Annotated in this window: 9 protein-coding genes; 1 reads left to right on the top strand and 8 read right to left on the bottom strand. The window is 50.5% G+C overall.

The genetic code is table 11. The features are described 5' to 3' along the window. Positions 1-218: 218 nt before the first annotated feature. Positions 219-10,664, bottom strand: a complete 10,446-nt coding sequence (locus tag B2U90_RS05665) for an ESPR-type extended signal peptide-containing protein (RefSeq protein ID WP_292017322.1) — start codon at positions 10,662-10,664, stop codon at positions 219-221. A gap of 612 nt (positions 10,665-11,276) precedes the next feature. On the opposite strand from B2U90_RS05665, the gene B2U90_RS05660 reads away from it, so the two are divergent. Further along, a complete protein-coding gene (locus B2U90_RS05660; protein ID WP_059075327.1) occupies positions 11,277-11,486 on the top strand; it encodes a DUF1858 domain-containing protein in 210 nt (69 codons plus the stop codon). Positions 11,487-12,318: 832 nt separating this feature from the next. Here B2U90_RS05660 and B2U90_RS05655 read toward each other — a convergent pair. The 7 genes from B2U90_RS05655 to B2U90_RS05625 all read right to left on the bottom strand — a co-directional run bounded on the left by B2U90_RS05655 (position 12,319) and on the right by B2U90_RS05625 (position 23,717). Continuing rightward, a complete protein-coding gene (locus B2U90_RS05655; RefSeq protein ID WP_059075328.1) occupies positions 12,319-13,164 on the bottom strand; it encodes a class II fructose-bisphosphate aldolase in 846 nt (281 codons plus the stop codon). Between the two features lie 14 nt (positions 13,165-13,178). Further along, positions 13,179-14,609, bottom strand: coding sequence for a four-carbon acid sugar kinase family protein (locus tag B2U90_RS05650; protein ID WP_113855658.1), 1,431 nt, complete (start codon positions 14,607-14,609; stop codon positions 13,179-13,181). A gap of 23 nt (positions 14,610-14,632) precedes the next feature. Then, entirely contained in the window at positions 14,633-15,529 is an 897-nt protein-coding gene (locus B2U90_RS05645; RefSeq protein ID WP_075581271.1) for an NAD(P)-binding domain-containing protein, read from the bottom strand. 41 nt (positions 15,530-15,570) lie between these two features. Next, positions 15,571-16,239: a GntR family transcriptional regulator gene (locus tag B2U90_RS05640; protein ID WP_159897780.1), complete on the bottom strand. Its 669-nt coding sequence runs from the start codon at positions 16,237-16,239 to the stop codon at positions 15,571-15,573. 241 nt (positions 16,240-16,480) lie between these two features. Beyond that, the gene (gene ileS, locus B2U90_RS05635) at positions 16,481-19,279 is read right to left on the bottom strand and encodes an isoleucine--tRNA ligase (RefSeq protein ID WP_292017321.1); all 2,799 of its coding nucleotides are present in this window, start codon (positions 19,277-19,279) and stop codon (positions 16,481-16,483) included. 310 nt (positions 19,280-19,589) lie between these two features. Beyond that, positions 19,590-23,063: a DNA polymerase III subunit alpha gene (locus B2U90_RS05630; protein WP_292017320.1), complete on the bottom strand. Its 3,474-nt coding sequence runs from the start codon at positions 23,061-23,063 to the stop codon at positions 19,590-19,592. A gap of 45 nt (positions 23,064-23,108) precedes the next feature. Next, the gene (locus B2U90_RS05625) at positions 23,109-23,717 is read right to left on the bottom strand and encodes a TetR/AcrR family transcriptional regulator (protein WP_292017319.1); all 609 of its coding nucleotides are present in this window, start codon (positions 23,715-23,717) and stop codon (positions 23,109-23,111) included. Positions 23,718-23,749 lie beyond the last annotated feature (32 nt).

Below are 23,749 nucleotides of genomic sequence, written 5' to 3'. Positions count from 1 at the left end.
CCACCGCTCTATATAAATCAAAAAGTTTTTGAACTCTATTCTTTATATCTACGTTTTACGTTTAACTATACCATAAAATAATGAATTGCAATAAAAATATTATATCGGTATAATAATTACTAATTGATTGTATCTGATCCACTTTGCTGCAAATAGAAAAAGGCCTGAAGACCTTCCCGCGGAAGTCTCCAAGCCTTTTCTAACTAATCATCGTACCTTTATTTCGTTGTATCTTGAACGCGTACGCGCTGTACTGTCGGTTCCCCCTGAGCATCGTGGTGGATGGTGTCGATTCGGATGAATTTCAGTTCCTGGTTAAATTCTTTTGCCAGTTTTCCTAAGGTACCATCCTGATTCAGGCTGGGATCCGATGCGGCTCCCATGGTGATAGCCCGATAGACGATAGCAGCAAATTCATAGCGTGTCATCATGCGGTCACCGGCGAAGTTCCCATCAGGATACCCCTTGAGGATTCCCGCTTTGGCCAGTTTGGACACATATTCATAAGCCCAGTGGTTTTCCGGCACATCGGGGAATAAGTCATTTCCTTTATCCTGTATCGATCCGGTATCCACGCTGGTCAGTTTTTCTATGAGCGCACTCTGGCGATTGACAATCTGATTGAGCTGGGCTACATTTTCCCGCAAATCTTTGATTTCTTTTGCCATAGCTACGCGGGATGTGGAAAGGTGATTGCCCTGTCCCAGTTTGATGCTGACGCCGGCATTGAACATGTTTTCTCCGCCGCCAAAGGATCCACCGATACTGAACATGGTGTCTTCGTTCGGCCGGTAGTACGCTCCGACAGCCGCCGCATTGGCACCACGGTAATGACCGTAGCCTGCGGCAAAGTCCCACTTGTCATCGGGGTCGAAGTCCAGCGGATGGAGAGCTGCCAAAGCCGCCGATCCGGCACCGACGCGGTCTACGCGGGTTCCCAGTTTATTCACGGCTCCGCCCAGGTTGGAAATAGCCTGGCCTGCGGCATAGAGCTGGCTGCCATTGACGGCATCGGTCGAATCCGGTGTCACCGCACCCGGTGCGACGCCTTCAATCTTGTTGCCGCCCATGTTGACGTTGCCCTGTTTGATGGTGATGTCCTGATGGCTGCTGTCGCCAGTCTTGACGGTAAGGCCACCGTTGTCAATAGTCGTGTTGCCCGTAGTCACACTGTCCAGACCTTTGAGGTCTTTAGCCAAACGGATGTTCAGCGTATCATCAGCACCTTTGACGATGCCAATATTGTTTTCTTTGCTGACATCTTCCGCTTTGACGCCACCCTGGATTTTCAGGGTATCGCCCATGCCTACTTTGACTTCTTTCCCATCATCGCCCTGGAATACGCGGCCGCTGTTCACCTTGTCGCTTACGGTCTTCAGCTGATCTTCCGTAGCGGCACGGCCACTCTGGATGTGTTCTCCATCCCATTTAGTATTGTCCAGGCCATTCAGGTAATTGCCTTCTGCCGGGTTGCTGTCGCCAGCTGTATTGGCTTGTTGGCCCAAGGTCAGGGTCTTGTCTCCGGAACCGATGGTTACCTGACCTTTAGAGCCATCTACGGTGACTTTATTGGCCCCGTCACCAGCCGTGACTTTGGCCCCGTTGCCATCGATGACAACTTGTTTGGTCTTGTCCTGATCATCACCCAGTGTGATGTGGTCATTCAGATTCACCGTATGGTCGTCCTTCACGGTGATGTTCTTGCCGCTCTTGGACTTGACCGCCTCAGCCGCCTTGCCGGCTTCATCTCCGGCAATCTGTTTCACATCGCCGATGCTGGCCGCGTTGTTGTCAACGGGATCAGCATAATGCTTTGTGCTGTCAAGACCACTGGCGATGTTGGTGATCTGCTTGGATCCGCCGTTGATACCCTGATCCGTAATGGTAATATCACCGACTTTCACCTTGTTGGTTTCTACTCCATCGTTGTTGATGGTTGTATTCCCAGCTTTAAGGCTGCCCTCTTTGCCCAGGTCCACATCTTTCTTCAGGGATACTTCCAGAGCATCGCCTTTCACCTTAGTTTCGATATTCTTGCCATCGCCCTTGACGGCAATGGTGCCGCCCAGTTCTTTCTTCACGGTGCCGCCTTTTTCATCGGCCAGGCCAAAACCACCTTTTTCTTTACCGGAAATATCCGTGATGGCCTGACTCAGCTGGCCTTCCGTTGCGGCCCGGTCTGCCACCACATGGCCAGCATCCCACTGGGTATTGTCCAGACCGGTGATGTAGTTGCCTTTGGTGGGATTGGGGTTGCCAGCCTGATTGTCCTGCTGGCCGATGGTGATCTTATGAGCAGAATCACCGCCGTCAGGACCTACGGTGATGGCTTCGAAATCCGGCCGGCTGGTCATGACGATTTCCAAACCATCTTCTGCTGTATTCTGGCGGACACCCAGGTTCCGGCGGGATACCCGGCTCTTGTCAGCCAGTACCTCCGGATCATCGATGCCACCTTTGAGGGACAGGATGTCATTGAGCTTCCGGGCAACCACTTTGCCGTCGTTCCCTACGAACTTCAGGCCGTCGTCCAGAGTAGCCACTACATGAGTAGTCGTACCGGATTCTCCGTCCTTGCTATCCTGATAGATGAGGCGTGTGATGCCGTCCTTGCCAGGCTGGCCGTCCACGCCAGGGATACCATCCTTGCCGTCGGTCCCTTTGGCTCCCACCGTCTTGATGATGGTAGTCACCTTGCCGTCAGCCCCGTCCTTGCCGGTGAGTCCAATCTGGCCGTCATTGCCATTCTTCCCGTTAGCCGTGATGGTTTGGGTCGTCAGGTCATCTGCCAGCTTGAAGGTGACTTTGCCATTGGTGGCTTCGGTAACAATCTGATTGGCCGTGCCGCTGAAGGTAACTGCTTCGCTGAGCTTGTTGCTGCCCTGGGTGTTGTTGTCGCCCTTGTATTTCAGGTCTACAGCTCCCGCCACTTTCGAAGTATCAACGGACAGGTCATAGTCATGGCTGGTAGCATTGGGGTCATCGGCATTCTTATCCACTACAGAGACACTGCCGTCGGTAGATTTTACGGTAGTCCGGCGTCCATCGGCAATCTGTTTCACATCGCCGATATTGGCGCCGTTGTTGTCACCGGCTGTAGTGTAAGTGTTGCCCAGGCCGCTGCCCATGTTGGTAATCTGATTCCCCGCAATGGAAACGGTAGTCTTGTTGATGGTAATGGTACTCTTGCCATCTTTCCCAGCATTTTCAATCTTCAGGCCGTTGCTGTCCACAGTGGTATCTCCGGCCTGTACGCTGGTAAGGCCCTTCAGTTCCTTGGCCAGGCGGATTTCCATTTTACCGTTGGATTGTTCATTCGCTGCTTTCGTGGAAACCACGCCGATATTGCCATCCGTAGTGGCCGTCAGTTTCGCCGTATCGGTCTGGCCGCCCAGTACATCCAGCTGGGTGTTCAGCTTGCGGGTCACTACATCCCCGCTGTCGCCATGGAATTTCAAGCCGTCATCGAGGGTTGCCCCCTGATGTTCCTGGCCAGCTGGATCCTTGTAGACGATGCGGGTCATGGTTTCCCCATCCTTGCCGTCGACCCCAGGTCTGCCCGGCTTCGTCCAGATATCCACCATGCCGTCTTTGCCGTTGAGGCCGATATGGCCTTCGGCGCCGTCCACGCCATCTTTGCCGTCGATGCCTTTGAGGATCACTCCATCTTTGCCATTCTGGCCTTTGATAGAGATCCCGTCTTTGCCATCGATGCCGATGCCGGACTGACCGTCTCTTCCGTCAATGCCGATATGGCCCGGTGTCCCCGGCTGGCCGCCTTTCCCATCTTTGCCGGTGACGGTGATGGTCTGGGTCATCAGATCATCTGCCAGTTTGAAGGTGACTTTACCGTTTTCCGCCGTGGTGACGATCTGGCCCTCCGTGCCGTTGAAAGCAACCGCTTCCTTCAGCGGACTGGTGCCTGTGCCCGTATCCCCGCTGTAGTGCAGGTCGGTCTCAGCTGCCAGGCGCTTCACATCCCCGATGTTTGCGGCATTGTTGTCCGCATTGTAGGTATAGGTCTTGTTGCCATTCCCATCATCAGTGATTTCCGAAGCCCCGCTGGCCATATGGCTCACCTGGGTATCCAGAGGATTCCCTGCTTCGTCCGCAGCTTCAAAGGTCACGTGGGTCTTGTCCACCTTCCCGTCTTTCATGTCGTACTTCACGGTCCGATCGTAGGCTTCGTCCACCTTCGTCTTGGATGCGATGTCCTTGATGGTGATGGTCTTGTCCGGATACTTGGGATCATTGGTATGTTCCGTATCCCGGACCGTCAGTGTCAGTTCTCCATTGGTAGCGGTATAACTGCCGTCACCCGTATTGGGATTCCGGACCAGCTGATAATCCGTACGTACGGTATTGCTGTCGGTGATGGTCTGAGAAAGCTTAGCCAGCTGGTCTTCCGTAGCCGCCCGGCCGCTCACGTATTCCGGATCCGTTACGCTCCAGTCCTTGTTGGAAAGGCCCGTTGCATAGCTGCCGGCTACAGGATGATTGCCCTTGTTGGTGGTAAGGTCCGTATTGCTGAAGGCTCCCATCTTGGCGTCTCCGGCCTTGAGCGTACCATCATCCAGATTGACATGTTTGGCCAGCTGGATGTAGAGCTTGCCGTCCTTGTTCTTCACCCCGATGTTGTTATCCGTCAGGCTGTCCAGGGAGGCTCCCCCGATGATATCCAGCTGCTCGTTGAGCTTCTTGCTGATGACTTTCGTGGTATCGTTTTGCCCGTCGTCCCCGGCGAATTTCAGGCCGTCCTCCAAGGTAGCGACCGTATGGATGTCTTTCCCATCGGTGCCGTCCTGTCCGTTCTGGTAGACGATCCGGGTGATGTCCGTGCCGGCCACCCCGGGCTTGCCGTTGGTGCCGTCTTTCCCCGGCTGGCCTTTTTCGGTGCGGATGAGGGTGGTGGTGATACCGTCCTTCCCATCCTTTCCATTGATACCGATGGTACCGGCCAAGCCATCCTTGCCGTCACGGCCCGCCTGACCGACGGTCACACCGTCAGCAGAGATGTTTTTATCCATAAGTACGTTAATAGTGGTGTTGCCCTCGTCATCCTGTTCAACAGAGGTAACCAGGTTCTTGCCGGAATACTGGTCAAGCGTCTTGGTGCCGGCACCTTTAATGTTGATGGTACTGTTCAGCGTGTTCCCTACCGGGTTGTCCCCATTCTCGGCCATCGGATGGTTAGCCCCGAATTTCAAGCCATCATCCAAGGTAGCTACCGTATGGGTCGTAGTGCCCGGTTCTCCATCTTTCCCATCCTGATAGACAATACGGGTGATACCGTCAGTGCCGTTGACACCAGGTTTTCCATCGGTGCCATCCGTGCCATTCTTACCGATAGTCCGGATGATAGTGGTCACCGTACCATCTTTACCATCCTTGCCATTCAGGCCAATCTGGCCATCTCTGCCATCTTTGCCGTTGACCATCACCGTGTCAGCCGTCAGGGCTTTATCTAGCTTGATGGTGATGTTGCCATTATCGTCCACTTCGGTGGTCACGTTGTCTGCACTGTAGTCATGGCCGGTGACGGGATCAACGCCCTGGACTTTGATGGTTCCGCCCAGTTTCACATTATGGACCTTACCATCGGATGTCTTTTTCGTATTGGCATCGAAGTTCAAGCCCTTGACTCCATCCAATCCGGAAATGGTCACCGGCGTATTATTGCCGGCCGCATCCTGTACTTGCAGGGTCACTTCACCCTGTTCATTGACTTTGTAGACTCCCTGGCTGCCATCGGCCGGATTGGCAATCAGGTGTTTTTCCTTGTTCAGGAGATTGGTCAAATCCACGTCAAATGTGACCGGGTTCCCTTCTGCATCCTTTTCGTTGCGGGCAATGGTAAGTGTCTTTCCGTCTGCAGAAACAGTACCGCTGGCAGCATAGTAATCATGGAGACCATCAATAGAAAGCGGCTCATCCTGATTTTTCAGAGTCAGTTTCAAGCTGCCCTTTCCATCGTTGACACTGGTGGTATCACTGGCGTCATGTTCCCCGTTGTACTTGATTCCGCCCCCGGTGACGAATACATCGCCGGCTACGGTGCCATTTTTGATTTCATCGGCTACGATTTTCAGCTGATCTTCTGTAGCCGCCCGGCCGCTCTGGATCTTTTCGCTGTCCCAATTGGTATTCTTGAGGCCCGTAATGTAGTAATCCACATTGGGATTGGCACTGGGTTTACCATCTGCTTTCAGGCCGCTCTGCTTGCCGATGACAATACCGCCGGTATATCCGCCTTTGCCGTCCGCATCTCCGCCTACACGGACGCTGGCAAAACGCACATCATCCTCCGTGGCCACGGTGACGTTGTCGCCGCTGCCAGAAATGGTAATGTTTTGCCCCTGCACAAAGTTGACTTTCGGACTCGTCGGCGTCACAGCTTTCTGCTTTGTGCCATTGACATCCAGTTCCCAGCCGGCATTGACCGTATCGGATACAGTCTTGAGCTGGTCTTCCGTAGCCGCCCGGCCGCTGACGATACCGTTGGTATCGGGGTTCCAGGTGGTATTGGTCAAGCCGGTTACGAAGGTACCTTCTTCCGTCTTGGCCTTGTCTCCATCTGTTTTAGTGGTAGTGACGCCGGTCTGGTTGCCGATGGTCACGCCGCCGATGGTGCCCTTGCCGGTGCTGCCATCCAGGCTGACCTTGTCGCCAGCGGTGATGGTGCCTTCCGTGCCGTCAATGGTGACTTTCTTGTCGGCATCGCTACCCAGGGTGATGCTGTCGTTGAGTTTTACCGTATTCTTGCCGTCAGCTGTCTGGTCATTATAGGTGACAGTAATATTGGAACCGCCGGTGAGTTTGGCTGCCTCCGTGGTGCTGTTGGCAATATTCTTCACATCGCCGATATTGGCCCCGTTGGTAATGATATCGTACTGGTTAGTAACCTTATTAATACCACTGTCCATATTGGTGACCTGATTGCCACCAAAGGAAATCTTATCCCCGTTGATGACCACGTTCTTGGTTTCATCATTGGCATCGTTGGTAATCGTAATGCCGCTATCATTCTGGACGGTCTTGCCCGTGGTGACAGAAGTCAGGTCTTTCAGGTCCTTGGCCAGTTTCACCGTCAGGGTGTCGGTGCCGTTGGAAACCACGCCGATGTTGTTGTCGGTGAGGTTGTCCTTATTGGTCACACCGCCGTTGATGGTAGTCTTCTGGTTCATGGTCCGGGCAAAGCCGTTTTCATCCAGTTTCCCATCGCTGGTGATATCCCCGGCATAGATCTGACCGTCATCCAGGGTGGCGATATCGTGGCGTTTATCCTGAGCATCTTTGTACCCCAGACGGGTGGACTTGGTTTCATGATCAGACGTAGTGATATTCTGACCGTCCGTCAGGGTCTTATCCCCATAATGGACGCTGGTGTCCGCCTGGGCCGCTTTGTCGTTATTATCTGTCTTATCAGGATTGCCTGTATAGATCACATCGCCGGTGGTCACGGTAGTAAAGGTGGGTTTTTCATCCATGAGGATGGAGATGTCGCCGTTTTCGGCAATGCGGGTCGTCAAGTTGGCCGTGCTGTAGTCGTGGCCGCCGGTTTCATCGCTGGCCTTGATGGCGATGGTATCTCCCAGATTGCGTTTTACTACTTTGTAGCCCTTGTAGTTTTCGCTGGTGTTAGAAGCATCCTTGGTGTTGGTGGTGAAGCTCAGGCCTTTGGCAATGGTATTGGTATTGTTGGTAATTTGGGTCGTGTTATTGGTAATCTTGGTGGTATTGCCGCTCACCGCATCGGAGACGACCTGCAGTTCATCTTCCGTAGCGGCCCGTCCGCTCACGTAGGTGGGGTCTTTAACGGTCCATTCTTTGTTGGTCAAGCCCGTTACATAGTCCCCGGCTGCTGCATGACCGCCGGTGGGCGAGCCATTCTTAACCGTAGGCAGTACGCCATCAGCGCTGTAGCCGATTTTGGCCGCACCGGCCGTGACCGTATTGAGGCCGGTGAGGTCCTTGTTCAGTTTGATTTCCAGTTTTCCATTGTCCCCATCCTGGCTGGAAACCACACCGATGTTGTTGGCCGTTGCCAGAGCCAGATTATCCGGGTTGGTTTCTCCGCCAGTAACGGTAAGCTTCTGGTTCAGCTTCACGGCTGAAGTGGTTCCCTGATCGCCGCTGAACTTCAGCCCATCATCCAGGGTAGCGATGAACTGAGTAGAGCCGTTGGTGATATCCCCGTATTCCAGCCGGTTGAATTCATTGGCTTCGTCAGCCGGATATTCCTTGCCGTCCTTCAGGTAGGTGATGCCGGAACTGATGGCATTAAAGATATAGGTAGGCGTCTTGCCCGTCTTTTCGAACAGAGCCACATAGCCGCCCACATCCTGGCCCACGCCCAGGACTACCTGGCGCTGGTCATTGGTCCCGTCGTTCTTCACCACGGAAACGGTGGTCCCGTCGATCTTGACGGCTTCTCTCACCGGATAGGTCTCTTTGGAACCCGGAGCCGTCCGGAACTGGGCCACGCTGTTTACTACCAGACTGCCGCCTTTGTGTTCTTCCTGTTCGCCCAGGACCACATCCTTGCTCAGGGCCACGTCGTAATTAGCCTGACCGTCGGTGATCTTGCGTTTCAGCTCCAGATTGCCGCCTTTCACAAGGGTATCATCAGCCGTGGCTTTCTGGCCCCCTACGGAAACGGTGGTGTGTTTTCCTGCCAGTTTACCCACTTCTTTCAGCTGTGCCAGGTTCACCGCGTCCGTATCCTGGGAACCGGCTGCCACTCCGGTGATCTGGCGGGTCAGGGTACTGCCGTTGCCCACAGCAATGGCATTAGCGTTGGCGACCCAGGTGGCAGATGTTTGAGTGGATTCTGCCCCGGTGGCTGCATCATACCCTTTGGTACCGCTCTGCCGATCAGCTACAGCTCCACTGCCCAGTGCCACACTGTCCGCCAGTTTGGCCTGGGCATCTTTGCCGATGGCAGCCGCATTCGCTGCGTTCTGGGCTGTGGTACCGCCCAAAGCTGCTACAGAATTTTCTCCTGCAGCAGTGGAGTTTTCCCCAAAGGCCAGGGCATTTTTCCCGCTGGCGGTAGAATCGCTGCCGAAAGCGGTGGCACTTTCCCCACTGGCTTCCGTCCGCTCCCCAAAGGCCGTGGCATAGGTGCCGCTGGCTACGGTACCTATTTTGGACGTAGTCCCATCCCCCTTGTCAACAACTTTGTCTCCGCCGCCCCAGGCTGTAGCATACTGCCCTGTTGCCTGGTTCTTGTTGCCAAAGGCTGTCGCCCCAATTGCGGTTGCCTGGGTCAAATTGCCGAAGGCCGTAGCGTTCTGCCCGGAAGCCAGGGTATCGATACCAAAAGCCGTGGCATTGGATTGGGTCGCCTGGGTCCGCTGGCCAAAAGCCGTGGCCCTCTTTTCCGTGGCCTGGGTTCCCTGCCCGAAGGCCGTGGAATTGCTGCCGCTGGCCTTACTCCGTTCCCCGAAGGCCACTGAATTATCTCCGATGGCTTGATTGTTGGCTGCTGGAGCCGTATTGTCCGTCTGTTGGCCTCCAAAGGCCAACGCATAGCGGCCGGAAGCTGTGCCATACTGGCCGATGACCGTAGCGCCTGCACCATCCGCTTTGGCTCCGGTACCGATGGCTACGGCATTTTCGCCCGTTGCCGAGGCATTGACTCCCGCAGCCAGGGCATTGTTCCCTGTGGCACCGGTATTGTTGTAGTTGTTATCGTTGGCTGTATCCACTGAATTCACGCTGTAATCGTGGACGCCGCTGCCACCGGTTCCGCTTCCGCCACCACTAAATTGGGCTATCGCTGCTTGTAGCTGAGCCACGTTGACAGCATCGGTCAAATCGGTACCCGCTGCCACGCCTGTAATTTGCCGAGTTAAGACACCATGCCCATTATGTCCTTCTCCTTTACCATTCGCATCGGTATCTGCATTACCAATAGCCATTGGATTGGCCGTAGCTTTCCATACTGCATTCCAGTATTCATCAGTAAGTGCTGTCGAAGGTTTACCTTTATTATTACTCAAATAGCCCTCTTTTCCAGCTCGCGTATTGCTATAAGAATATTCACCTAAAACGATTCCCGCTGGAGTGTATTTCTCATTGTCAGTATACCCTGCAGCACTACTATCTGCCATAGCACCATTACCGATGACAACAATCCCTTGGCCAGAACCATTAGCTTTTGCATCATTGCCTATGAGTACAGATTGAGAGGTATTGGCTATCGTTTCATTATTTCCGATAACAATGCTACCAACGGCATCTCCACTGGCCTTACCTCTGCCAATAACAATCTGTCCGTTCGCATTGCTCTGCGCTCCATTGCCTATGACCACACTGTTCGTATTGCCTTTATTTCCGTTACCTACTACGACAGCATTTTCCGAATTATCAACAGTATTTCCTGACCCATAGATAACACTATTTTTATTATTATTAGTAGTATTACTGCCAATCATTGTAGATGTCTTATTATTAGTAATATTTCCTTGACTATCCGCTGCCCAAACCGGCACTGCCGCTAGCGATGTCGTCAGGACAAAGGCTGCCAGAACAGTGGCTTTTCGACAACATCCTCTGCGGCTGCAACGTACATGGCCGTCGTCATGGCTTTTCGCCAGTTCTGATACGACGATATAACAATTCCGTACTTTACTCCAAATGACCTTGTAAATTTTGTTCATAAAGCCTCCCATCTTATTTATAGATTTGTGATATAAAATTCTTTATCGTTTACGCTTACAATATATTTGTCATATTATTGTAAAAAAGCATCATTATTTTAAACCTCAATCTGGGGTTAGGGTCAAACATCATTTTGTTTATTTTATTGGTAAACTAAATATAATATAAATATAAAATAATAATGATATAATAATCATAATCCATGAATAAGTAGTATTTCAGCAGGACAAATATCTAATATACCGTTGTATTTTTTCTAATAATCGTATAAATAATAAAAAAATAAGAACCATATTACTACACTATTTTGTTTTAATACTAACTAGTAGCTATTAAACTCTATCCCTTATGTTTACGTTTTACGTTTAACTTTGTCATAAAATGATATATTCTTATAAAAATATTATATATAGATAAATAATTATAATATACAATGCACATACACTGTTATGAAATCTACCGTCTCTACATCATCATCGTTATAAAAAATCAAAATTTTCTCTATTTTCGTTGCATTTACCACCTGTCAAAGGAGATAAAGTATGATATAATGAATCCAGTCCGGAGTTCTTTCAAAACGTTCGGAATAGAATTTTTAAGGAGGAATTCACATGCCAGTTATTACCAAAGACACAGGTATCATCGAAGCTGTCCAGAAATATCCGCAGATTGTGCAGATATTCCAGGCTTATGGTCTCGGATGCATCGGCTGCATGGCCGCTCACTTCGAAACAATCGGCGAAGGTGCCGGCGCACACGGCATTGACGTAGACGCTCTGATTGCAGATCTGAACGAATGCATCGCTGACAGCAATAAATAAGTAAAAAAACGCGGCATAGGATACGTCCCATGCCGCGTTTTTTCATGTAGACATACCATGCGCCGGAGCTTCCCCTCTCCGGCGCATGGTATGTTATATGGATGTAAATTGAAAGTATCGATGGAAATAAAAGAAACAAAGCCATTGCTGCTACTGCATCTAAAATCAAAAAACGGACCGTCTTTACAGACAGTCCGTTTTATTGCTTATTCAAAATAAATAACTGCAGCAGCCAGTCCGATAATAACAACCGTTGTCAGCAGTGGCACAGCTTTTTTCAGTGCGTTCATGATTACACTTCCTCTCCTTTGGTTCTCAGGATGTTTTCTGTTTGATACGTTGAAAACGGGGGGCGGAATCTAAAGAAGCTGTCTCCTGTTCTGACAATAGAAACATAGCATTTCTGGGAATCAATTCTACAGTACTAGGATACTGATTGATAAATAAGATAACTAAATATATGATTTCTTTCTTTTCATAAATTTATTATAAACCTTAGAAAAAAATTGTCAATCAGTAATGTAAAGTATGAGTAAACTATATAAAAACAAGACGAGTTATGCTATGCAAGCATGCAATAATCAATTCAGCCCAGTATGCCTGACTTTCATCTTCTCCATTACAGCATCATAGATAAAACATTTGTTCTGCTTTTATGATATACTTAATTCGTGCCAGATTTCGCGCGCAATCGTTAACAAAAAATACTTCTGAGGAGGTGAATACCCTGGGCAGAGAAATGGAAAATGGAGCACGGAAGAATGCCCGGACGGAAGATTTCATAGTTAACAGGCGCTGTCCCATGAAGACAGCGCCTGTTCGTGTACTGTGATTATTTTTTCAACGCACAAATATCCATATACGTCTCTACGACCTGACTCATCGCCGTTTCAGCAGCTTTAGTCATTTTTTCGAAGCGTGTATTGGGATCCATATGACTGGCGAGGAAATCCCGGGCGGCCTGGATACCTGTCGTCGATACTTCCGTATTCACATTGATTTTGCGGATGCCCCGTCGGATAGCTTCCTGCAACAACGGTACAGGAATTCCCGAACTGCCATGGAGAACCAGAGGCACCGCAACAGCCTTCCGGATATCATCGAGGCGGTCCAGATCCAGACTGGGCGTCCCTTTATAAATGCCATGGGCATTCCCGATGGCTATGGCCAGGGCATCGACACCACTTTCTTCCGCATACTGGCGGGCTGCAGTGACCGTCGTATATCCTGTACCAGGGACGACACTGCCTGTGCCATCTTCTTCATTCATATAGCCTAATTCGCCTTCGACACTGACATGGAGATCATGAGCCAGGCGAACAATGGCCTTCGTATCTTCAATATTCTCAGCCAGCGGTTTTGCTGACGCGTCGAACATGACAGACGTAAATCCTGCCCGTAAGGCGCGCAGGATATTCCGCTGACTCCGGCAATGGTCCAGATGAAGTACTACCGGCAGCCGGGCATCGCGGACATACGACTGTATCAGAGCGGCTGCCGACTCAATCGGCATATGACTATCATAGGATTCGCCAAACGCAATGATGACGGGAGACTCTTTTTTCTGTGCTGCCTGCCAGACAGCCTGGACGGATTCTACATTATAGACATTAAAGGAAGGGACAGCCACATTTTTTTCTGCGGCGTAACGCAGCATGTCCTGAAGATTGATAAGCATAACAGGCTCCTATCTCAGGCGTTCATCATGGCCACGACATCACGCAGGGTGGTCACAGCCCCGACATTGCCCGGAAATACGACATAGCTCATGCCAGGGAATTTGCTTTCCTGTCCTGCTTTCCATGCCGGGATACCAGGAGCTACCTGACCGAGAACCAGGGCTTTCTTGATGGACAGGCCTTTGGTTGCCACATCACTGGACGTAATGCCGCCTTTGGCAATGATGAATTTCGGCTGGACGGACAGGCGGGTCACGATGCTGACCAGAGCGTCAGAAATCTTGACCGATACGCGGAGAGATTCTTCTTTCGTGTCCATTTTCAGCAATTTTCGCCCGGTCATGACGGCTGTCGTAATACCTTTTTTCAGGTTATCTTCCGTCTTATCGATGACGCGCTGGATTTCTGCTTCCAGCTTTTCATCGCTTTCCAGAACCATGAGATGATTGAATTCGATGAAATCAATATTATCCAGCTCTTTCAATTTTTCCAGCTGCTGGGTCGTCTTTTTGACGTGGGAGCCGATGACGATGAGACCGCCATTCGTATTGCCGGCTACGACCAGTTCTTCTTTCGTCAGAAGCGGTTTATCCGACACGCCGCCCAGTACTTTTGTCAGAGCCGCCGCAGAACGGAACATGAAATGGCGTCCCGCTTTCATCGCTTTAAGCAATGCCAGGGCAAATACTTTGACATCGATATAGTCGGTGCAGTTGACGATGACTTTGTTGAAATCATGGACTGCTTCGAGCTGGGCCGCCACTTTATCTATGTTGCCGGCCCGCAGGTCTTCCAGAGCAATGCAGGTAACGCTGTCTGCCTTATACGCACCGCCCGTTTTTTCTTCGATGTATTCCGGCATGGTCGCCGCCGTATAGCCAAAGGTGCTGTCCTGGGCAAATTCCGTTTCGTTAGCCGGGACCAGATATTCCCCTTCCTGTACGTAATGAACGTTGCCAATAGTGAAGCGGCCACCTTCTTTAAAGAAGGGCATCAGGACTTCCCCATCAATAACCGGGGCGCCATTGGCTTCCAGTGTATCCTTGAGGACCTGCGTTTCCAGTGGATAATGGCCGCGCAGCGTAGAATCACTGCGGCTGATGACGATAAAATCCTTACCGGTCTTCTTGGCAATAGCCGATACCCGCTGTGCTATCGTCTGATGTACTTCTGTCGTGTGCTGGCGGGAGAAAGCCCGGGAGTTAGTCAGTACATAAAATTCCGAATTGGCTTCGTCAAACCCCTGGGTCAGGGCATCTTCCGTCCATTCCGTATATACGGAAATATCGTGCACTGTCTGTGTTCCCGTAGGATCATCATCGAGAACGACGATTTTTTTATGGAATTCCTGTAATTCTTTCAGCAGTTCTTTCGTGATTTCTTCTTCATTTACCTGTACGGCCGGAAGGGTACGGAATACTTCTTCTTTTAATACTTTTGCCATGATTGTCTCCTCTTCTGCACGCCTTATTTTTCTTCTGTTTTAACGGTAACACCGGAAATCTGTTCATAGAACTGAACGTAACCGGCATGATCGTCCATGATGTGGCCAGATTGTTTAAGGCTGAGCTGGATCTGCTGTACGATTCCGGACAGGAAGAGCGGTACCTGCAGATCGCGGGCTGTATTCATGACGTTGGTAATATCTTTCAGGTTGACTTTAATTGTACCGCCGGCTTTAAAATCGCGGTTGAACATCTTCGGCGCTTTTGTTTCCAGAACGGTACTGCCGGCCAGTCCGCAGCGGACAGCTTCGAACACTTTTTTCGGGTCAGCACCGGCTTTCTGGGCCAGTACCAGGGCTTCGGCGACGGCGCAGATATTGACATTGACCATAATCTGATTAGCCAGTTTCGTGACAGAACCGCTGCCGGTCGGACCGACGACAATCCAGCTAGAGCCCATGGCTTCGAAGGCATCTTTGATTTTTTCAGCAGCTTTTTCATCTCCGCCAATCATAAATGCCAGTGTCCCGTTGATGGCGCCTTCTTCGCCGCCACTTACGGGAGCATCGAGGAAGGGGCAGTCCTTGGCAGCTGCCAGGTCACGGCACTGTTTCGATTCGATGGGAGAAACGGAGCTGCAATCGACGACGACCGTACCTGCATCGACACCGGCCAGAATGCCGTCTTCTTTCGTAAGGACGTCCTGTACGATAGCTGCCGTCGGCAGAATGGTAAATACGGCATCTTTGCCTTTTGCCAGTTCTTTGACCGATGCGGCCGATTTGCCGCCGGCTGCGACGACTTCATCGACCAGTTCCTGTTTCAAGTCGGATACGGTAACATCAATACCGGCCTTCAACATATTCATGACCATCGGTTTCCCCATGATTCCCAGACCTACAAACCCTACTTTTAACATAATAATGACCTCCTTGACCAGCAAATATAATAACTAAAATTTTAATTGTCTGCTACTGTTTCAGCGGCATGCAGAATTTCCCTGGTAACCTGCATATGCTCTTCGAACGCTCTGACTGCACCTGGTTCATCTCCGGCATGCAGATAGGTCAGAATACGTTCATGTTCCCTGATGGCCTTCGCCATACGGTCGGCATCATGGAGCGAATGGACCGTTGCCTGTTCCTGCTTCGTATGGATCATGTCAGAAACCTGCATCAGGTACGGATTTTCTGTAAAGGCGACCAGCAGCCGGTGAAACGCTACGTCCGATTCGGAAAATTCATACTGGTGATGTGAATCCGCCGCTTCCTTCGTCTGTTCGATGCACCGTTCCAGCTGATGCAATGCTTCCTGCCCTTTTTCAGAGCGGTAATCACGCACGAGTTTTCGTATGCCGAATTCTTCAATAGCCAGGCGGGCCTCGATGATTTCTTCAATATCTGCTGAGGAAATAGCTTTGACGCCAAAGCCGCGATTGCTGTAAATTTCGACCAGATTTTCATGCTTCAGGAGTTGTATCGCTTCCCGTACGGGTGTCCGCGATACTTGCAATTCGTCGGCAATCATCTGTTCAGAATAAATTGTGTCCGGGACAAGAGTTCCCCGGACGATCGATGACTTCAGATATTCATAGACCTGTTCCTTTATGGAAATCTTAGTTATCACCATATGAATCACCTCCTCATCGTCTTTACTTGTATGTAGCATACTACTCTCTTGCATCTGTGTCAATACTCGTATCTATATATGTTATATAAAATTGTTATTCTCATTGCATAATTCTAAACTTTCAAACATGGGTATGCTAAATTGTCTCCACATAAGTACCAGCTCCGGATGGCCGTACCGTTGCAAAAAGGACTTGTCGTCAGCGACAAGTCCTTTTGTTTCCGGCATTTCCGGAGAAATATTATTCTTTTAATACAGCGGCGCAGCGGGCACATAATGTCGGGTGATCCGGATCCGAACCGACACTGGCATCATGTTTCCAGCAGCGTTCGCATTTTTCGTGAGACGACGGTTCTACGACAACCTTCGTATCTGCATGGTGTTCACCAGCCATAGCATCAGCCGGAGCATCACCTTTTACGAGGTTGACTTCACTGACGATGAGCAGCGTTGCCAGGCGTTTCTGCCACTGGCTGAGGAAGTCGTAGTCTTCGCCATCGGCATAAATCGTAACGGCTGCATCGAGAGGATGGCCGATCTTATGGTCTTTACGAGCGACTTCCAGAGCACGCATGAAGTCGCTGCGATAGGACAGAAGTGTGTTCCACCGTTTTTCCATATCTGCATCGAGATATTCCGGATGTTTTTCCGGCCAGTCCGTGAGAAGTACGCTTTCTTCTTTGCCTTCTACAGCGGGCATATTCTGCCATACTTCTTCCGTCGTAAAGGACAGGACCGGTGCCAGGATTTTAACCAGCGTATCGAGGATATGATACATAGCAGTCTGGGCACTGCGGCGGATCTTAGCATCGGCTTTTTCCGTGTAGAGACGGTCTTTGATGATATCCAGATAGATAGCACTCAGATCGACCGTGCAGAAATTATGGATGGCGTGATACATGACGTGGAACTGATAATTTTCATAGGCATCGGTTACTGTTTCCAAAACCTGTTCCATGCGCAGGAGTGCCCACTTATCCAGTTCGGACATATTTTCATAAGCAACAGCATCGGTTGCCGGATTGTAATCAGCCAGATTACCCAGGAGATAGCGGAAGGTATTGCGGATCTTACGATACACATCGGAAAGCTGCTTCAGGATTTTCGGCGAGAGGCGGATATCACCCTGATAGTCAGCTGATGCAACCCAGAGGCGCATGACATCGGCACCGTATTTTTCGATGACTTCCTGCGGAGCAACCGTATTGCCCACAGATTTACTCATCTTGCGGCCTTCGCCATCGACGGTAAAGCCATGAGTCAGGACCTGACGATAAGGAGCGATGCCATTGATGGCAACGGAAGTCAGCAAGGAGCTGTTGAACCAGCCGCGATGCTGGTCAGACCCTTCAAGGTACATATCGACAGGATAACCGGAATCGGGGTCATTTTTCATGACGCCCTGATGCGTGCAGCCCGAATCGAACCAGACATCCATCGTGTCTTCTTCCTTGCGGAATTCTGTACCGCCGCAGTGCGGGCACTTATAGCCTTCGGGAAGAAGTTCTTTGACATCATGCATCCACCATGTGTTGGAGCCTTCTTCAGCAAACATTTTCTGCAGGTGAGTGATGGTTTCATCGTTGATGATGTGTTCGCCACAGTCCTTGCAATAGAAGATAGGGATAGGCACGCCCCAGACACGCTGACGGGAAATGCACCAGTCACCGCGGTCGCGGATCATATTATAGATGCGGTCGTGGCCCCAGGACGGAATCCAGCGGACTTTGTCGATAGCATCGAGTGCTTCCTGACGGAATCCATCAACAGAAGCAAACCACTGTTCTGTTGCACGATAAATAATCGGTTGTTTGCAGCGCCAGCAGTGCGGATACTGGTGACGGAACGTGCTCTTGGCAAAGAGGGCATTGATTTCCGCCAGTTTTTTGATGACCGGCACATTGGAATCAAATACGAACTGGCCTTCAAAACCGGGAACCTTATCGGTGTAACGACCGGTCCCATCAACCGTGCCCAGCGGCTTCAGGCCCCAGGCTGCATATTTCATGCAGACATTGAAGTCGTCTTCGCCATGGTCCGGAGCCGTATGGACGAGGCCGGTGCCGGCTTCCAGCGTAACATGATCACCCAGGATAATCGGCACTTTGCGATCTGCATAGAGCGGATGCTGGAATACGAGGCCTTCCAGTTGTTTTCCTTTCATAGCATCCGGCAGCACTTCGTAGTCTTCTACTTTCCCGGCCTTCATGGTCGGTTCTACCAGATCCTTGGCCATAAGCAGATATTCATCGCCAATCCGGACCCAGACGTAGTCGAATTCTTCGTTGGCGCTGATAGCAACGTTACAGGGAATAGTCCAGGGCGTTGTCGTCCAGATAAGGGCAAATACCTTTTCCGGATCGGCACCTTTCGGCATATGGCAGTTGAGATCTACCGACTTGAATTTTACATAAATGGAGAAGGATTTATCGTCTTTATATTCGATTTCCGCTTCAGCCAATGCCGTTTCACAATGAGGGCACCAGTATACGGTCTTCAGGCCTTTGTAGATATAGCCTTTCTTGGCCATTTCTCCAAATACACCGATCTGGGCGACTTCGACCGGCTTCTGCAATGTCAGGTACGGATGTTCCCAGTCACCGAGGACGCCAAAACGGATGAAATCTTTACGCTGCATATCGACATTCTGAAGAGCGTATTCACGGCATTTGGCACGCAGGTCGAGCGGTGCGATTTCATGACGATTGAGTCCTGTATCCTTGATGACGGCATGTTCGATAGGCAGGCCGTGTGTATCCCAGCCGGGAATATATTTCGTATAATGACCAGTCTGGGTCTTGTATTTCAGGATGAAATCTTTCAGGCATTTATTTAACGCATGGCCGATGTGGAGTTTGCCATTGGCATAGGGAGGGCCATCGTGCAGGATGAACTTCTTGCAGCCCTGTCTCTTCTTCAAGCGTTTTTCATAGATTTTGTTTTCCTGCCAGAATTTGATCATATCTGGTTCGCGCTTCGGCAGATTGCCGCGCATAGGAAAATCGGTTTCTGGTAAATGAAGCGTTTTACCGTAATCCATTATATATCCTCCTTCAAAAGTAAAAAAATAACGTCTCCATCCCAAAGGGACGAAGACGTAATCACCGTGGTACCACCCTATTGACTGCTGTGCAGCCACTCTCATAGCACGATAACGGCGCTACCCGTCAGCCGGAACGCGGCTGCAGCTCCCAAGTGATCCGCCTGCAGACTCTCTTTCCCGGGCTCACACTATCCCCGGTTCGCTGCCAAGAAGTATCTGCAGACCGTCTTGTTCATTGCTTTTCCATATATCCGACATTTTAATAGGTTGTACCCCGTTTGTCAAGAGGTGAATGTATCATTCCTCTTTACTTCAGTACGAGCGATCCCGGTTCGAGAAGTGCCTGGAGTTCCTGATGCAGCGTTTCGTCAGGGGTAATCCAGTATTGTTCGTTGGTCAGTATGGTCTTGCGGCTTCCCATGAGATGGAAATAGACCTTGACCGGTCCCGGATATTTTTTCAGGACGGCGGCAATGGTCGAGCTCAGGTCGGTCCGTTCCATATGGGCCGGGATTTTAATGAACAATTTCGTCCCTCCCCCAAGCTGCCACATGGCACCGGCATGAACGGCTGCACGGGGACTGGCCACGGGGGCACCTTCCTTCGCTTCTCCTAGTGGCGCAATACTTTCGGCAATGACCTGAGTACTTTCATCGTTAATATCCGCCCGCCCGGTGATGCGCACAGCCAGATCGGCCGCCGTCAGACTGCCATAACGCCCGTACGTCTTGGGAAATACGACGACGCTGACCGTATGGGTATAATCTTCCAGGGTCAGGATGGCCATCGTGTCTTTCCGCTTGGTCAGGACCTGCCGCCGGGCCGTAATCAGACCGCCAATTTCCATGACCCGTCCGTCGTACTGCTCCTTATGTTCCCCGTACAGGGCCGATAAGGGCGTCAGTTTATCCATGACATCGTGAAAGGCATCGAGGGGATGGCCGGAAAAGTAAAAGCCATCATACTCTTTTTCCATAGCCAGCCGCATTTCGATGGGATATTCCGGTACATCCGGATAAGTCAGTGACGATACCTGTTTTTCTTCTTCCATATCAAACAGACCCATCTGCCCTGAATCGCGTTCTTTCTGATAGAGCGAACCAAGGGCCATGGCCTGGTCGAGGACGGCCATGAGCTGGGACCGGCGCTTGCCAAACGAATCCATTGCCCCGCATTTGATGAGACTTTCCATGGCCCGTTTATTGACCACGTGGAAATCAACACGGCTGCAAAAATCTTCCAGTGACTGATAAGGACCGTCCTGCTCCCGCTTATTCACGATTTCCGTGATGGCGTTCTGGCCTACGCTCTTGACGCCGGAAAGGCCAAAACGGATGCTGTCTCCCTGTACGGAAAACATATAGACGCTGGCATTGACATCGGGGGACAGGACCGGCACACCATGGCGTTTGCATTCCTGGATATAATAACTGATTTTGCTGATATCATTGATGACACTGGTCATGGTGGCCGCCATGAATTCCGGGCGGTAATGAACTTTCAAATAGGCCGTCTGCCAGGCAATATAGGCATAGGCAGCCGAATGAGATTTGTTGAAGCCATAGCCGGCAAAATAGACCATGAGGTCGAATACTTTATTGGCAATATCATCAGGGATATGATTTTTCTGTGTGCCTGCCAGGAAATTTTTTCGCTGTGCCACCAGTATTTTTTCTTTTTTCTTGCCCATGGCACGGCGCAGGAGGTCGGCCTGTCCCAGGGTGAATCCGCCCATAGCGGAAGCAATCTGCATGACCTGTTCCTGATACAGGATGACACCGTACGTATCTTTCAGGATGGGTTCCAGCAGTGGATGGAGATAGGTCACCTTCGTTTCACCGTGACTTCGTTTGATGAAATCCGTTACCATGCCGCTTCCCAGAGGTCCCGGCCGGTACAGGGCCACGGTGGGGATCATGTCTTCAAAATGCGTCGGCGCAAGTTCCTTTACCAGGTTGGTTATGCCTTCTGATTCCATCTGGAATACGCCGGCCGTATCTCCTTCGGTGAGCAGTTTCCCTGTTTCCGGGTCGTCGAGGGGAATGGCATTGATATCGAGATCGATACCGCGGTTAGCCTTGATGAGCTTGATCGTATCGCCGATAACGGTCAGCGTACGCAGGCCGAGAAAGTCCATTTTCAGTAGTCCCAGTTCTTCGACGAGGTCTTTATCATACTGGGTTGTCAGATAGTGTTCTTTTGAGAACTGGACCGGTACATAGTCATCGACAGGAGCAGCGGAAATGACGACCCCGGCTGCATGGGTAGACGAATGACGGGGCAGCCCTTCGAGGATCTTCCCATACGTTACGAGCTGATGCACCTGTTCGTCCGTTTCGTATTCACTGCGGAATTCCTTGCTTTCATCGAGTGCTTTATCGAGGGTAATGCCCAGTTCGGCCGGCACCATTTTGACGATGCGGTTTACCTCACTGAGAGGCATATCCATGACCCGACCTACATCGCGCAGGACGGCACGGGCTGCCAGTGTACCAAAGGTGATGATCTGGGCAACATGGTCCTGACCGTATTTCTGCGTAACGTAATCGATGACCTTGCTGCGGTTTTCATAGCAGAAATCCATATCGATATCGGGCATGGTGACCCGTTCCGGATTAAGGAATCGTTCAAAAAGGAGGTGATATTTGAGCGGATCCAGCCCGGTAATTCCCAGAAGATAGGCTACGACAGAACCGGCAGCTGAACCACGGCCGGGACCGACGGGAATGTTATGATCCCTGGCGAACTTGACATAGTCCCAGACGATTAGAAAATACGAGGGAAACCCCATGGTTTCAATGACGCCCAGTTCGTAATCGAGCCGTTTCCGCACTTCATCTGTCACGGGATGGTAGCGACCGGGCAATGCCTCTTCACAAAGTTTGCGCAAATAGGACGTATCGGTTTCGCCTTCCGGTACGGGAAATTTGGGCAGGTGCCGTTCATCGAAAGAAATCGTCACATTACATTTATCGGCAATTTCCAGGGTCGTATCGAGTGCTTCCGGCATATCGGCAAACAAAGCCGCCATTTCGTCGCCGTCTTTCATGTAAAATTCATCGTTGGAAAAACGGAAATGGCTGGGATCATCCAGCGTAGATCCGGTCGAAATGCAGAGTTTGACTTCCTGTGCCGGAGCATCGGTTTTGTAAATATAATGATAGTCGTTCGTCGCCACCAGTTTCAAACCGTACTCCCGGGCCCAGTCTTTGAAAACATGGCGCACCAGCTTTTCTTCCGGCAGTCCGTGATTCTGCACTTCCAGATAGAAGTCCTCTTTCCCGAATATGGACACCAGTTCTTCCAGCGCACGCCGCGCCCCCGCTTCGTTGCGATTGATGAGATCCTGCTGGATCTGGCCTTCAATGCATGCGCTGAGAGCGATGAGTCCCCTATGATAGGTTTTCAGCAAGTCATAGTCCACGCGGGGACGGTGATAATTATTTTCCCCGTCGATAAACCCTTTAGATACAATTTTTATTAAATTATGATAGCCTTCATTATTTTTAGCCAGCAGGATCAGGTGGCAAAGCCGTTCCTTTGCAGGATGGTCCATGCGGCTGCCCCGTGTCATGTAGACTTCACACCCCAGGATAGGTTTGATTCCCTGGGTCAGCGCTTCTTTATACAGGTGGATGACGCCGTACATATTGCCATGGTCGGTAATTGCCACGGCCGGCATATCCAGTTCTTTAGCCCGGGAAACCATGTCAGGGATGCGGCACATGCCATCAAATAGGCTGTACTGTGTATGTACATGGAGATGTACAAAAGGTCTCATATCATAAAATCTCCTTTTATCAGAAAAAACGCCCGGCCGGGCGTTTTACTCTTTAACGAATGTTTTTAAAATCCGTGGCAGGTATTTTCCACACAGCCAGATATCTTTATGATGATGCCGTGTCTGAGACCATTCATAAATCAGGGTGCGGATAATCATAAACAGATACTCCGTCGCTTCTTCTGCCGAAATCGTATCGTCGAATGTGCCAATGCTCTGGGCCACTTTAATGAAATTGAGCATATTATTGTAAAAATCGATGGATAAATAGCTGTGTTCCGTATCGTAGATATATTCAAAGGTCCGGTATACATTATAAGCGAAAGCTTCACCGGCATTGGCCCACAGATCCCCATACATGTCGATTTCCTTGAACAGATGCTGATAGGGTTTCCTGGCCTTCTGCACCACATCCTGCGACAGATTCGGCATGGGTGTCCGGGCAATGGAAATACATATCTGCAGCAGCAGGTCTTCTTTATTTTTAAAATGATAATATAAAGACCCGATGGGGAGCTTGGCTGCTGTACTGATTTCTTTCATAGAGGTCTTTTCATAGCCGTTATGAGAAAACAGGTTCTGGGCTACGTTCATAATATACTGGCGATTCGCTTCCGTCTGCAATTGTCGTTTTGTAATGTGTTTAACTGTCATAGATATCCTTTCCCGCTCTCCTGATATTTATT

The organism is Megasphaera sp. UBA4233, from assembly GCF_002395615.1.
Taxonomy (GTDB): domain Bacteria; phylum Bacillota; class Negativicutes; order Veillonellales; family Megasphaeraceae; genus Megasphaera; species Megasphaera hexanoica.
The sequence above is the reverse complement of the archived record's forward strand: the minus strand, read 5'-3'. Positions and strand labels throughout refer to the sequence as shown.

Excerpts from the sequence above, each read along its gene's own strand:
- B2U90_RS05665 (WP_292017322.1), bottom strand. The coding sequence starts at position 10,664 with ATGAACAAAATTTACAAGGTCATTTGGAGTAAAGTACGGAATTGTTAT.
- B2U90_RS05660 (WP_059075327.1), top strand. The coding sequence starts at position 11,277 with ATGCCAGTTATTACCAAAGACACAGGTATCATCGAAGCTGTCCAGAAA.
- B2U90_RS05655 (WP_059075328.1), bottom strand. The coding sequence starts at position 13,164 with ATGCTTATCAATCTTCAGGACATGCTGCGTTACGCCGCAGAAAAAAAT.
- B2U90_RS05650 (WP_113855658.1), bottom strand. The coding sequence starts at position 14,609 with ATGGCAAAAGTATTAAAAGAAGAAGTATTCCGTACCCTTCCGGCCGTA.
- B2U90_RS05645 (WP_075581271.1), bottom strand. The coding sequence starts at position 15,529 with ATGTTAAAAGTAGGGTTTGTAGGTCTGGGAATCATGGGGAAACCGATG.
- B2U90_RS05640 (WP_159897780.1), bottom strand. The coding sequence starts at position 16,239 with ATGGTGATAACTAAGATTTCCATAAAGGAACAGGTCTATGAATATCTG.
- ileS (WP_292017321.1), bottom strand. The coding sequence starts at position 19,279 with ATGGATTACGGTAAAACGCTTCATTTACCAGAAACCGATTTTCCTATG.
- B2U90_RS05630 (WP_292017320.1), bottom strand. The coding sequence starts at position 23,063 with ATGAGACCTTTTGTACATCTCCATGTACATACACAGTACAGCCTATTT.
- B2U90_RS05625 (WP_292017319.1), bottom strand. The coding sequence starts at position 23,717 with ATGACAGTTAAACACATTACAAAACGACAATTGCAGACGGAAGCGAAT.